Source organism: Oceanobacillus senegalensis, from assembly GCF_900176885.1.
Lineage (GTDB): Bacteria > Bacillota > Bacilli > Bacillales > Amphibacillaceae > Oceanobacillus > Oceanobacillus senegalensis.
The window spans coordinates 254928-268824 of sequence record NZ_LT839648.1 but is presented as its reverse complement, the minus strand read 5'-3'; the positions used below and the strand labels follow the sequence as shown (position 1 = coordinate 268824).

Annotated in this window: 10 protein-coding genes; 6 read left to right on the top strand and 4 right to left on the bottom strand. The window is 36.9% G+C overall.

From position 1 onward, the window contains the following. Positions 1-292: 292 nt before the first annotated feature. The 4 genes from CAO17_RS01325 to CAO17_RS21805 all read right to left on the bottom strand — a co-directional run bounded on the left by CAO17_RS01325 (position 293) and on the right by CAO17_RS21805 (position 5124). Entirely contained in the window at positions 293-1036 is a 744-nt protein-coding gene (locus tag CAO17_RS01325) for a WecB/TagA/CpsF family glycosyltransferase (protein WP_085991050.1), read from the bottom strand. Between the two features lie 48 nt (positions 1037-1084). After that, positions 1085-1876 (bottom strand): teichoic acids export ABC transporter ATP-binding subunit TagH, encoded by a 792-nt coding sequence (gene tagH / locus CAO17_RS01320; RefSeq protein WP_085991049.1) that lies wholly within the window; start codon positions 1874-1876, stop codon positions 1085-1087. A gap of 218 nt (positions 1877-2094) precedes the next feature. Next, on the bottom strand, positions 2095-2916 hold the full coding sequence (locus CAO17_RS01315) for an ABC transporter permease (RefSeq protein WP_085991048.1): 822 nt from the start codon (positions 2914-2916) through the stop codon (positions 2095-2097). A gap of 108 nt (positions 2917-3024) precedes the next feature. Next, the gene (locus tag CAO17_RS21805) at positions 3025-5124 is read right to left on the bottom strand and encodes a CDP-glycerol glycerophosphotransferase family protein (RefSeq protein WP_085991047.1); all 2100 of its coding nucleotides are present in this window, start codon (positions 5122-5124) and stop codon (positions 3025-3027) included. Between the two features lie 655 nt (positions 5125-5779). On the opposite strand from CAO17_RS21805, the gene tagD reads away from it, so the two are divergent. The 6 genes from tagD to CAO17_RS01275 all read left to right on the top strand — a co-directional run bounded on the left by tagD (position 5780) and on the right by CAO17_RS01275 (position 13877). Further along, on the top strand, positions 5780-6178 hold the full coding sequence (gene tagD, locus CAO17_RS01305) for a glycerol-3-phosphate cytidylyltransferase (protein ID WP_085991046.1): 399 nt from the start codon (positions 5780-5782) through the stop codon (positions 6176-6178). A 4-nt stretch (positions 6179-6182) separates the two neighbouring features. Beyond that, positions 6183-7355 (top strand): CDP-glycerol glycerophosphotransferase family protein, encoded by a 1173-nt coding sequence (locus CAO17_RS01300; protein WP_245831734.1) that lies wholly within the window; start codon positions 6183-6185, stop codon positions 7353-7355. Between the two features lie 378 nt (positions 7356-7733). After that, entirely contained in the window at positions 7734-8723 is a 990-nt protein-coding gene (locus tag CAO17_RS01290; RefSeq protein WP_085991043.1) for an LCP family protein, read from the top strand. A 283-nt stretch (positions 8724-9006) separates the two neighbouring features. After that, entirely contained in the window at positions 9007-11373 is a 2367-nt protein-coding gene (gene secA2, locus CAO17_RS01285; protein WP_085991042.1) for an accessory Sec system translocase SecA2, read from the top strand. Between the two features lie 17 nt (positions 11374-11390). Further along, entirely contained in the window at positions 11391-12272 is an 882-nt protein-coding gene (locus tag CAO17_RS01280) for an accessory Sec system S-layer assembly protein (RefSeq protein WP_085991041.1), read from the top strand. A 147-nt stretch (positions 12273-12419) separates the two neighbouring features. After that, positions 12420-13877 (top strand): S-layer homology domain-containing protein, encoded by a 1458-nt coding sequence (locus tag CAO17_RS01275; RefSeq protein WP_085991040.1) that lies wholly within the window; start codon positions 12420-12422, stop codon positions 13875-13877. The last annotated feature ends 20 nt before the right edge of the window (positions 13878-13897 follow it).

The window sequence follows — 13897 nt, the reverse complement described above, 5'->3', positions numbered from 1 at the left end:
AGGAGAAGAGAACATTCTTGCCGCCTTCTAGTACTTATGGGAATAGAATTTTTATTTAACTTAATATCTGTTATACTTTGTGATGTGACCTTCTACTATACAATCCATATCTTTCTACCATTCGAAACCAGTCATCAGTATACTTCTTTCCGCATGATGACACAATCTACTATTACAAGCAAAACAAACAAATTTAGATAAAGGATTTCCTTAGAAGTTATCCACAAAATCAGAGAATTTTATAATTTCCTAGACAACAAAAAAAGAGCGATCCGCTATACGAATCCCTCCTCTACCCTTTCCATATGAACATTCGTAACATAAATTTGATTGATTTCCAAAATCGTTTGAGACGAAATGGCTGCTTCAATATCCTGTAAAGCCACTCTAGATTGTATTTAATCCATGTATGAGGAGCTCGCTTTACCTCACCCGCCAGGACATCAAAGCTACCTCCAACACCAATAAACAGTCCTTTTGTAAAGGAATCTATATTTTGTGAAATCCACATTTCCTGTCTTGGTGACCCTAAAGCAACAAAGATAAGGTCTGGTTGGGCATCTACTACATTTTGCAATACTTCTTCATCTTGAAGTGAAAAATATCCATGATGATATCCGGCAATTTTTAGTTTGGAATGTCTACGTTTCACTTCTTGGATTGTTTTTCCTATTACATCCTCTTTGGCCCCTATAAAATAGCAAGACAATCCTTCTCGTTCAGCATGTTCCAACAAATCCAACATAAGCTCAAAACCAGGAATACGCTCCACAATCGGATCCTTAACAAATTTCGATGCGATCACCACTCCTGCACCATCCGGAACGGTAAAATCAGCGGTTCTCATAATTTCCTTAAAGCTCGCATCTTCCTTGGAACGCATAACCATTTCAGGATTTGCTGTCACAATAAAGCTTTTTTCCTCTCGCTTTAAGCGTGGATAAAGATAATGCTGCAGCAGGTCTTCCTTTGTCACATTGATAAAATCAATTCCCATTATTGTTACTAGATTTTCCGAAAAAGATTGATTAGCCATAATATATCCTCTCAACTAAATTTTAAGCAATGTACCATTATTTTCCCACTACAACAGCATTTTATTTTCCATTGCTTTTTTGCGATAGCTCGCTTTTTCTTTCTTAGTCATCTTTTTATATGATTTAATAAATGCTTCGTAACGAGGCAGAACTTCCTCCGTTCGCCCAAATTCCTTCACTCTTCCAAATTCCAGCCAGAGTATTTTATCGGTAAAATCCTTCATTTGCTTTGTCGAATGACTGACAAATATCATGGTTTTACCCTGTTTCTTGAATTCCATCATGGTATTCAAGCTTTTTGATGCAAAGGCCTTATCTCCAACTGAGAGAGCCTCATCGATAATCAATATATCCGGATTAATATTAATCGAAATCGCAAACCCTAGACGGGACTTCATCCCACTGGAATACGATTTAACGGGCTGATCAATAAATTTTCCAAGCTCCGAGTATTCCACAATTTCCGGCTCCATTTTCTTAATCTCTTCCTTATTAAAGCCAAGCATTAAACATTTTAATTCAATGTTTTCCCTTCCTGTCAAGTCATTCTTTAACCCAGCAGCTACAGCAATTAAAGCAGCTTGTCCATTTAATTGTACCGTACCAGATGTCTCCGGAACGATCCCAGCAATAATGTTGGATAATGTCGATTTTCCAGATCCATTAATCCCAACAAAACCTACAATATCGCCTTTTTCCGCTTCAAAATCAATCCCATTCAATGCATAAAAATCTTCGCCATAATGTTTGGGAGTAATTAAGTCCAGCAAGCGTTCTTTGTTGTTTTGGTATAATTTATATTTTTTCGTAACATTATTTACAATGATTGCTTTTTCCATTGAACTCACAAACCTTTTCGGCTGTTTTGGTATATCGTAGTTTATTATTCAAATTAAAACATAGAGCGACGAACCTTTGCATAACGATTTCGCCTCCACAGAAGAAAGGTATTTATCATCCTATTTTTTCCGCTCCAATAAGATGCTGTCACGGAAGGGGTAACGAGCCTTAGATGCACGTAGTCTATTTCCGTAGCGGTAATTTAAATTCCCTTCCCCTACAAATAATCAATAAAATGCCTTCTAAACTTCACATGCAATACCGCTCCAAAACTATATAGAACGATTACGACACCCCAAAAATAAAGCGTGTATTCCCAATGCGTCACTACATACCACTCTGTCCCAAACAAGGATGCACGGTAGCCTTCTATTAAATAATACAATGGATTTAGTTTCATGACATTCATAATCGTTGGAAAATCGGCTAATAATGTAATCGGCCATAACACTCCGGATAAATAGAGCAGCATTCGTAATACCGAATTTAATAACATATGCACATCACGAATGATAGTGGACAATGTCGATGTTATTAAGGAAATGGCGAATATTAAACTAATCCCGGCAAACATAAAGTACGGTAGCTGCACATAGTATACATTCATCAGATGACCGGTAAATTGCAATATAATGATGCTGATTGCCATTAATAATAGATGAATATAAAATTGGGAGAAAATAACATAGCTTGGTATCACACTCATTGGGAAATTCATTTTCGATAACATTTTTAACCTAGAATAAATGGATTTCGAACCTTGAATGGTTGCTTGGTAAAAGAAAACCCAGAGGAAAAATGCTGCTAAAAGCCAACTAAAAAATGGTATCTCCACTCCCGCCACTTCAACAGGTTCCCTCTCCCGCAATGTTCCAAATACAAACCAATAAATCAGTATTTGGATGCCTGGATTCAACATCTCCCAAGCCATGCCCAAATAATTATTTTTATTTTTACTTTTTATTTCATAGAGAGACAGCCTACGAATTAAGTAGAAATGCTGTATCTGCTCTTTCATTACACTTATCATTGCATTCATGATTATGTCCTCTCATCCTAAGATGATGACGCTTCTTATTAATGACTGTTACACTTCAAACTAAAAAAGTCGAATAGTGTAACCCATGATACTATATCATATTTACCCTCATTTATTGAATACCTTTTTCACAACTCGTTCACTTGCATTTCCATCTTCTAAATAACAGAATCGCTGATAGAATGCTTCCTCCACTTCAGATGGCATAAATCCATTTTCCTCGATTTTCTGAATTTCCTCAATGATTTCCTCTGTTGTTTGTACCAATGGACCTGGGGCCTTCCTTTCAAAATCAAAATAAAAGCCTCGGAGATGATCCCGATAATCGTCGATATCATAAACAAAGAAAATCATAGGTCGTTTTAAGTTAGCATAATCGAAAAATACCGAAGAATAGTCGGTAATTAATACATCTGCGATTAAATATAAATCACGAATATCCTCATAATTGGAAAAATCATAAACAAATCCTTTATATGCTGAGATGTCCAGATTTTCCGCCACCAAGTAATGCATCCGGAGAACCATCACATGGGTATCGCCAAATGCTTCATACAACCTATCCAAGTCAAGCTCAAGGTTAAATTTATATTTCCCTTTTTGATAAAACTGATTATCTCGCCAAGTAGGAGCATACAAAATCACTTTCTTATCCTTAGGAAGCTTTAATTTTTCCTTAAGATTCTCTATCGCACGGGGATGATTACTCTTGGTTAAATAATCATTTCTCGGATATCCAGATTCAATCATCTCTTTATCAAATTGAAAAGCCCTCCGGAAAATTTCCGTGGAATAAGCGTTTGGTGAAATAAGATAATCCCATTTGCTTGCTTCCTTTATAAAGTTCTTCTTATATTTTTTCGTATTGGTTCCAGGCATATGCACCTCTTCCATATCTGCTGCCAGACGCTTTAGTGGCGTTCCGTGCCAAGACTGCAAATACTTCGTGTGCTTTGGTTTCGGAATCCAAAGTGGAAGTCTCGCATTGGTTACCCAATAACGGGCACGAGTCATGTACCATAGCCAGCGTATGGAAAACCTGCGAACATAGGTAACATTTTTCTCCTGAAAGATTGCTATATGTCTACGATCCGCACTCCATACGAGCTGATATTTCTTCCTATGTTCTTTCATGTATTCATAAATGGCCCGTGGATTATCACTATATTGTTTACCATGAAAACTCTCAAACACAACAAGATTTTTCTGAACCGGAAGTACTTTGCCAAGTAAATAAAAGGCCACCTTATATAATTTCAATAGTTCATCACTACGGCGAATCTCAACCCATTTTCGCTTCAAGCGTCGAAGCATCGAAGGAATCGGCTTAAATGGAGCCACAGACAAGGAAAGGTATTTTGATTTTCTGGTTGGCTTACAATATATCTTAAATTTCTTCCCAGCAAATTTGCGTTTTAATGTGACTGGGTACTCTTGCTTTAAGGTATTTACCTTTAATCGTGAACTTTGTACCATTTCTGTTCGGTTATCCTGGTTCACTTCCATTTGCAAATAAAATTTGAAGTATTGTGTTTTCCCAAGGGTGAGATATGTTTTCAAGTCAAACTTTGCAGAAAAAGCTTGATGCTTCATCGCCTTATACCAATCATAATTCTTGTACGTTTTCGGTATGTCTTCTTGTACGATATCGAATACCATCACATCATCATGTAGATTGGACGTAATCACCAGCTGCAAGTTTATCACTTTTTCCAAATCTGGATAATGATATAGCCCATTTAAATGAAGCATTCCATCCTTCGTTAAATCCACATTTTCCAATCGCCCAAACAAGAAGGGATCTTTCCTCGAAAAACTGACATTCCCTTTTCTAGTTGTAAATGGATGAAAAATTTGACCATTATCTACACGTAACTGTAAAAATTCCAGATGATCATCATTACTTTTTATCCGAGAGCGTGTTCGTTCATCCCCCTGTTCACGTACAATATATAGATCCAATGCTTCGCCTTCGTTGAAATAGGAAGCAAACGAGTGATATGGAAAATCTACTTGAAAGAGAAAGTATTCCCCCTCTCTTTTCTTTTTCGAATAATCCAGCGGTAATTCCACTCCTATATAACGCTGATTCAAAGCAAAATAATAGTTATCCCATCTCTCTAGATAAGTCTTTTTTATAGCAATCGAAATAGAATACGTATCCTCTAAAAGATGAATATCGGTTATCTTTCTATTGGTAAGCTTCATCGTGCACCTCTTTTTATCCTAGTTCTTTTCATATAATTAATTTCGTTGTCGTAGTTTGAAATAAAATGTGTGGTAGTACGGCGTTTACCAAACCAGAAATACACTCCTACGCACCCAAAGTGGTTGGTAAGCCTTCTTGGACTTGTGCCACTACGTCAGCATTACATCGCACGCAGAAAAGGTAAATACCTTATTAAAGGATTCTTTCATGTAGTTTCTTCGCTGGTTTGATGCTTTGCAACTTCCTTCACGTTTATTGGTCTGTTCCATTATTTGATACATGTTCACATTATGATTGAAATGGCGGACAGTCGAATCCTAAGGAAAGCACATGGCTGAATCTCCTGTCATACAAGGGAACGCTTCGACAGTGAAACAACTTTGCGAGAATAAACGACTAACTTTTCAAGGGAGTTGTTTTCTTCCAAGGAAGATTGAAACCGTCCTCTGTGGTGTGCTACTACCCATACCGACAATCAGCAACTCTTAATAGAAATCGTTCATTTTTATACTTCTATCATAATACAATTCTTATACGGTTAGAAGAAATATTAACCAATTGTTAATTAAATATTAACTTCACTTAATAATGTGTTATTATAATAATAATATCATGTTTTGGAGTTTTAAAAACTTCGCAATGGAGGAATTGCCGATGAAGAAAGTAATCACGTATGGCACATTCGATTTAATTCATAATGGTCATATTAATTTACTTCGACGAGCAAAAGAACTTGGCGATTATTTAGTAGTTGCCGTTTCAACTGATGAATTTAATGAATTAAAGAATAAAAAATCTTACCATTCCTATGAAAATAGAAAAGTTATCCTTGAAGCAATTCGCTATGTCGATGAAGTTATTCCAGAGCATAATTGGGAGCAGAAGGTTGACGATGTGAAAAAGCATCATATCGATATTTTTGTGATGGGTGATGATTGGAAAGGCAAATTTGATTTTCTCAAGGATTTTTGCAAAGTGGTGTATTTACCGAGAACTGTAGGGATCTCAACAACGAAAATTAAAAATGATTTATTCAAGGTGAATAATGGCTAGGGAAATGGCAATTTCTGTTTATTTATTCGTATTCAGAGTTCTATTTCTTCTATTTAAACTATGTCCCCAAAAGAAGAAAACAGTCGGTGTTGCTTCGTTTGGGGACAATATTTTTTATGCCACACGCGCAATCCACACTCAATCATCACAAGAAATTATTATTTTAAAGGATCCATCCTGCAGGTTCAAATTTGATGCTTCCATTGGTACTATTCTTTCGTTTAGCATCAAACACCCATTTTCCTTTTTAAAATCTATCTACCATTTAGCAACCGCAACCACTGTACTTGTCGATACGTATTATGGATTTCTTGCTGTGTGTCATTTCCGACCAGGTACGAAGTGCATCCAGCTTTGGCATGCGGCTGGAGCATTGAAACAGTTTGGATTATTAGATCCGACTATTCCCACACGAAGCAAGAAAGCGAATAACCGATTTCAGGCTGTATATGATCGATTTGATTATACGGTGGTCGGTTCAGATAAAATGGCTGAAGTGTTTAAACAAAGCTTTGGTTTAACGGATGACCGTATATTAAAAACCGGTGTCCCGAGAACGGACTTTTTCTTTGACCACGATAGGCACGAACAAATCTATGAAAAAATGAAAAATAAGTTTCCTATTATCAAAGAAAAAAAGGTATTACTTTATGCGCCAACCTATCGAAATAATCAGCTTTCTCGTTTTCAGCTTGAGCTTGATTTAAAAAAACTTTATGAGGCTTTTTCCGATGAATATGTACTTTTCATTAAGCTTCACCCTGCTGTTTCTTGCTCTTTAACGGATGACTATAAAGGTTTCGTCTATGATGTATCACGAAATAAAATCAATGAACTACTTTTAGTTACCGATACGTTAATCAGTGACTATTCATCCATCTCATTTGAATTTTCTCTATTAGAAAAGCCAATGATTTTCTATGCTTATGATTTGGAAAAATATAAGCAGGAAAGTGGTCTTATTCAACATTTCGAGGAAACCATGCCTGGACCAGTTGTATTTACAACGGATGAACTTATAGAAGTGATTCAGTTCCATTCATTTGATCGTAACCAAGTAAAACATTTCGCTGCTGAATGGAACACGTTCTCTATTGGGAACTCAAGTATGGCCCTAGCTCGCTTTGTCACAAACACCGAGGAAACAACGGAAGAAAGAGGAAAGATTCATGTATAATCGGGGGACGTTTCGAATTGCACATATGGATGTTGCATCAGAAACGTCTCTTTTCTTCTTGCGACGCGAGAATTGCCCTCCTATGACACCTTTCCCCATTTTCCAACAATTTCCTGTTATAATATCTAAGGAAAGTGAATCTATTTTACTACTTCATCGTCTAATAAATTAGTAGTCATCAAATTTTAATCTAGAAAGTTATCATTTACGATGCGTTTTATTCATAGTAAAATAGAGGAGGCTTTTTTACGTTAAGTTAGTATAAAGCTAAGTTAATATTAAGTTAATATATAGAATAAAAATTTTTGAAGTACTAAATATAAGAAAACATTTATACTTTTTAAAGCTAAATGCTTAATAATGAAGGGAAATATACAAATGTCTGATAAAAATCAAACACCATCGCGTTTAGTTAGAAAGAGAAGAAGACGTAAATTTAGAAGAAGGCTATACTTTCTTTTAGTCCTTTGTTTTATTGCATTTTTTGTGGTTGCATCCTATGCAGCATACCTCTATGTAAAAGCTGGTTCTGTTATGTCTGAATCCTATGAAGGGGTCGGAAGAGAAAAGTCGGAATTACGCGAAACGGCTGTCGATCCTTCCAAGGACAATTTCTCTATGTTAATTATCGGAGCCGATGAAAGTGAAGAAAGAGACAATGAAGGTGCTGCACGTTCAGATACCTTAATGCTAGCTACATTTAATAAAGAAGATAAAAGTGTAAAACTTGTTAGCATTCCACGTGATTCTTTGGTTTATATCCCTGAAGTTGACCGGGAAACCAAAATTAATCACGCATATGCCTATGGCGGTGCCAAAGCAACAATTGAAACAGTGGAACATTTACTAGATATCCCTGTCGATTATCATGTGACACTAAACTTTGAAGCATTCATCGACGTAGTAAATGCGCTGAACGGAATTACCGTTGACGTACCATACGAATTATACGAGCAAAACTCAGATGGAGAAAAGGGTGCCATTCACCTGCTCCCTGGAGAACAACAGTTAAATGGGGAACAAGCGCTTGCACTCGCTAGAACAAGAAAACTGGACAATGACATTGAACGAGGTAAAAGACAGCAGGAAATCATAAAAGCTGCCATGGATAAAGCCATTTCCGTAGGGTCTGTTTTCAAATACGACGATGTCATCGAAGCAGTTGGTGACAACATGACAACCAACATGACATTCAGTGAGATAAAAAGCTTAATCTCATACGGGACAAGCGGAACAAATCTCGATATCGAAACGTATACACTAGAAGGTTCTGACTACCAACCAGGTAGTGTATACTATTGGAAATTAGATGAAACGGTACTAGAAGAAATTAAACTCATGTTAAAAGAACATTTAGAAATCTCGTAGCTCTACCAGTGTTGGTAGAGCTTTTTTCTGATCATTTGAAGTTTATCGCTTTCTGGGATTTGACTAGCTTTCCTCCATTAACCATCGTCCATATCAAATTAGTTTTTATCGAGGATTTTCGTAGCAGTAATACATTGCGCATCACACCTTTTTATGCCAATTCAACAGCAAAAAAACGGTCCAATATGAACAATCATTAACATATCAGATGATAATGTATTCCTCTTTTGTTCATGTTATACTATAAGGGTATGCCTATTAATACTAAGGAGTTTTTACACAAATGAGCATTCTTAAACCATTTAATAAATCTTCACGTGAATTAAAAAAATATTATAGACTTGTTGAACAAATAAATCAAAAAGAAGCAGAGTACGTTGAGCTTTCCGATGAGGAATTACAAGCAAAAACGGCGGAATTTAAGGAACAACTACAGAACGGAAAAACCATTCATGATATTGCCGTTGATGCTTTTGCTACAGTCAGAGAGGCCTCAAAGCGTATATTAGGGCTTCGTCATTATGATGTGCAATTACTTGGCGGTCTTGTTCTCTTAGAGGGGAATATAGCTGAGATGAATACAGGAGAGGGAAAAACGCTTGTCGCATCCCTACCAAGCTACTTAGTTGCCCTTGAAGGTAAAGGTGTCCATGTTATAACCGTTAATGATTATTTAGCACGCAGGGATAAACAACTGATCGGACAAATTCATGAATTCCTTGGCCTAACAGTTGGTTTGAATGTACCAGGAATTAGTACGTTCATCAAACAAGAGGCCTATCAATCCGATATTACATATGGGGTCGGTACGGAGTTTGGATTTGACTATCTTCGGGATAACACGGTACAACATATCAACCAAAAGGTACAACGCCCCTATCACTTTGCCATCGTCGATGAAGTGGATAGTGTTTTAATTGATGAGGCAAAGACACCTCTGATTATTGCTGGAAAAGATAAGCCAAGTGATAGACTGTACAAGGTTTGCTCTTCTGTTGTGAAAGGTCTAAAGAAAGACGATGATTTTACATATGATATAGAGCTGAAGGTGGTCAACTTTACGGATGAAGGCATTAACAAGTGTGAGAAAACGTTTGGTTTGGACAATCTCTTTGACCTGGAACATAGCTCCCTTTTCCATGCCCTTCTACAAGCATTACGTGCAAGGGTTCTATATGAACGGGATGTCGATTACATCGTAGAAGACGGCGAAATCAAATTAGTCGATATGAACACCGGACGAATTATGGAAGGTCGTTCCCTAAGTGATGGACTTCATCAAGCAATTGAAGCAAAAGAAGGACTTGTCAATACGGAGGAAAATAAAACACATGCCTCCATTACTGTTCAAAACTATTATCGGATGTACCCGACCCTATCTGGGATGACAGGTACAGCTAAATCTGACAAGGAAGAATTACTTAAAATCTACGGGATGGATGTTGTTAAAATTCCGACAAACAAACCAAATAAACGCAAGGATCTTCCTGACCTAGTTTTTATGACCTTAGAACAAAAATATAAGCGACTAGTAAAAGAAGTAAAAGAAAGACATAAAAGAGGTCAGCCCATTTTAATTGGAACCACTTCGATCCTTAAATCCGAGGAAGTGGCTCATGCGTTAGATGAAGAAAATTTATCATATCAGCTCCTTAATGCGAAAAGTGTCGAACAAGAAGCAAATCTCATTGCATTAGCCGGGCAAAAAGGACAAATTACCATTGCGACAAATATGGCTGGCCGTGGTACAGATATTATGATTGGCGAAGGTGTCGAGGAATTAGGTGGTCTCCATGTGATTGGAACCGAAAGAAATGAAAGCAAACGTATTGATAATCAATTAAAAGGACGCTCTGCTCGCCAAGGTGATCCTGGCTCTACTCAATTCATTATCTCGCTAGACGATTATTTGTTTATTCGTTATGCGCAGGATGAATTAGAACGAATGAAACCGAAATTCAAATCAAATCAAGATGGATTGATTACATCGGAAAATGTACACAAGTTTGTGGATACGGCACAGAAAATTAGTGAAGGCGTGCATTTCCAATTCCGTGATTATAATTTAAAACTGGAAGATGCGGTGAACGAACAAAGAAAAGTTGCTTATCAATTACGTGATAACATTTTAGAATCAGAGAATATTTTACAGTTTATTAAAAAACAAATTGAAGAATTGCCAAACCATATTATCGAAGCATTTTGTACGGATGATATGCTCCCTGAAGAATGGGATTTGGAACAATTAGAAAAAGAGTTAGCCAATATCCTGCTTTCCCCTCCTACTCTACAAGATGAGGAATTTAATAACATAGATGAATTGAAAGCATTTGTTAAGCCTTCTGTAGAAGAGCATTTTGAAATCATTCAGCAATATGAAGACAAGGAAAAGGTTCAAATGTCTGCAAAAGGCGTTTCCTTATTTGTGATTGATACACTCTGGAAACGACATCTAGAACGATTGAATCAATTAAAAGAAGGGATTGGAATTAGGCAATATCAGCAAGAAGATCCGATTCAATTATTCCAAAAAGAAGGATACAAACTGTTTGAAGCTACCTTTAATGACATTGAATATGAATTAGCTTATCGTCTTAAAGGATTAATCCAAGGAATCATTGATAAAGAAAATGAAGCGAAGGAAAAATAAAATTGGAGGAATGAAACATGCTCGGCTTTCCTAAAAAAAAGAAAAAGAAGAAACAAGAGGAATCCATCGATGCAAATGAATACTTACAATCCCAAACGGAATCTTCTAATACGGAGGAACTAGAAACCGAATTGTCTGTTCCTTCCGATTGGAAAATGCCTAATGAAGAACGCTATGTATTTGCGTTCCATAATAGCCAAAGCCCTAAATTGCGAATAAACCAAATTTCCATTTATGGCACGGAGCTGAATAAATTAAAGAATAAAGGGTTTGTGGCAAATGGATTAATTCGTAATACTGTACCAAAGAATATCAAATTTAGTAAGACAACCATTTTATTACTTGGCCCGGACAAAGAAATCATTGCTAAGAAAGAATTTGATTTAGAAAAGGCTGGTACCATTCCAGCAAACAGTGCAAGACCATGGAAGTTTATTTTTAACAAGGACGACTTGTTAAAAGATGTGGAAGAAATTCCAAGTGAGTGGTCACTAGCATTTGAACTGAAGAAAAAGCATCAGCTTGATTTAGAAGAATCATGGGAAAAATCCATAGCAGATGAAACAAAATCGAATTTAGAAAAAATCGTTCAACATGCCAAACCACTAAAACCTGGTGAAGTAAACTTTATGGGTGTCCAAGCCAAACAACATGACAACGGAGAATTAGCAGTTACCATCCTCATTCGAAATGGATCCGAAAAAAATATCACCCTCCAGCAAATTCCACTAGGCATAAAAGATGCCAGTGAAGAAGAAATTGCCCGAGGTGGTTTCAAACTAGATAACTTCACCGTTAAAGCAAACACAAGCAAACCATGGACCTTTATCTTCCCAGCCTCCATGATCAAAAAAGAAGACATTGACCTATCTAAATGGCAGGTTTATCCAATTCAATAATGGTGTGATAAGGACGATTCTTTTACACCGTTTAGGGTGAGTGTAAGGGACAGTTCTAATGCTCCTATTTCCACCCGAAGCTTAGAACTGTCTATTTACATACTTTTTTACCTATGAAAATAGGAAAGGAAAGGAGTCTTTTAAACTATGAAACGATTATTTTTGACTTTTTTCTGCTCGGTAGGTTTGATGCTAAATCCATTCGCGGTGAGTGCAGCGGATGTAGCGACGACCTGTGATTATGAAGCGGAATTCGGTGTCAATCCAGATAAGGCAACCATTAATTGCCTACTAACAGAAACCGCTTTAGCTTATGATGTTCCACCTGAGATTGTAAAAGCAATTGCGGAAAAAGAAAACGGAGGTTGGAATCATTTCGATGAAAACGGAGAAGTAATCATTTCGGATGATAATGGAATTGGTCTAATGCAGATTACGAATCAATCGGGCTATGACCAAGAGCGGTTAAAGACAGATCTTGTATACAACATTCAAGCAGGTGTGGAGATTCTTAACCATATGTTTGAACGAAATGACCTTCCTACCATTAATGATGGAGAACGTGATGTGATTGAAAACTGGTATTTTGCTATAATGGCCTACAATGGTACGAAACCTGTAAACAGTCCAATTGTTCAGGCTACAGGAGAACGTAATACAGATGCATATCAAGAACAAGTTTTTTCCAAGATTGATAAAAATGGTTTAATAGATTTACAAGAGCTTCCATTTACTAGAGAAGACTTTGATTATCATCCTGGAAGCGATGAAAATATCGATTTTACTACCATGAACTATCAATTTACCCTACCATTAACAAAAACGAAGCACAACTTTACAGATAGCCAGGCAGTACGGGCTACTACTGATACTAGATTAAGAGCTCTTCCAACAACAACTAGTGAACATAGGAATGTATCCAAAGGGGCTAGTCTAACGATTGATGGGACCTTTGAATATGATAAGCATAATGGGAACAATCATTTTGTATGGTATCCGGTAAAAACAAGTGATGGAAAGTCTGGCTATATTGCTTCTAGTTATCTAGGAGAACGATTTACAGATGTACCTGCTGATCATTATGCGGCAGAAGCAATCTATTATTTAGTGGATAGTGGTGTCATACAAGGGATAGGAAATAATAAGTTTGGTATAAATGGTGTACCGCTTACTAGATGGCAGGTTGCACTGATGATAACGCGTGCGGAAAATCTATCCTTAAATAACCGTCCTGCTCCTGACTTCACAGATGTTAATGGCCACAAATATGAAAAAGAAATAGCAGCAGTTGTCGATGAGGGCTATTTCAATGGTACTTCTGATTCTACCTTTGAACCAGAAAAGACCTTAACAAGAAGCGAAATGGCAGCTGCATTAGATAGAATCTATGCGTTTCCTAAAGCATCCAAAGCCCACCCATTTGACGATGTTTATGCTGATCCTAATTCTTGGTGGTATAGTGATGCGGTGGCAGATTTATATGAAGCAGGAATTACAAACGGTGCAGGTTCAGTAAACACCTTTGCACCACGTATGGACGTTTCTAGAGAGCAATTTGCTGTATTTTTAGCAAGGTCGTTGAATGAGGAATTTAGAATAAAATAAGTAAAGGGACGGTTCTCCCA

Coding starts and splice junctions, on each gene's coding strand:
- tagH (WP_085991049.1), bottom strand. CDS start 1,876: ATGGAAAAAGCAATCATTGTAAATAATGTTACGAAAAAATATAAATTA.
- CAO17_RS01315 (WP_085991048.1), bottom strand. CDS start 2,916: ATGAATGCAATGATAAGTGTAATGAAAGAGCAGATACAGCATTTCTAC.
- CAO17_RS01290 (WP_085991043.1), top strand. CDS start 7,734: ATGTCTGATAAAAATCAAACACCATCGCGTTTAGTTAGAAAGAGAAGA.
- CAO17_RS21805 (WP_085991047.1), bottom strand. CDS start 5,124: ATGAAGCTTACCAATAGAAAGATAACCGATATTCATCTTTTAGAGGAT.
- tagD (WP_085991046.1), top strand. CDS start 5,780: ATGAAGAAAGTAATCACGTATGGCACATTCGATTTAATTCATAATGGT.
- CAO17_RS01280 (WP_085991041.1), top strand. CDS start 11,391: ATGCTCGGCTTTCCTAAAAAAAAGAAAAAGAAGAAACAAGAGGAATCC.
- CAO17_RS01300 (WP_245831734.1), top strand. CDS start 6,183: ATGGCAATTTCTGTTTATTTATTCGTATTCAGAGTTCTATTTCTTCTA.
- CAO17_RS01325 (WP_085991050.1), bottom strand. CDS start 1,036: ATGGCTAATCAATCTTTTTCGGAAAATCTAGTAACAATAATGGGAATT.
- CAO17_RS01275 (WP_085991040.1), top strand. CDS start 12,420: ATGAAACGATTATTTTTGACTTTTTTCTGCTCGGTAGGTTTGATGCTA.
- secA2 (WP_085991042.1), top strand. CDS start 9,007: ATGAGCATTCTTAAACCATTTAATAAATCTTCACGTGAATTAAAAAAA.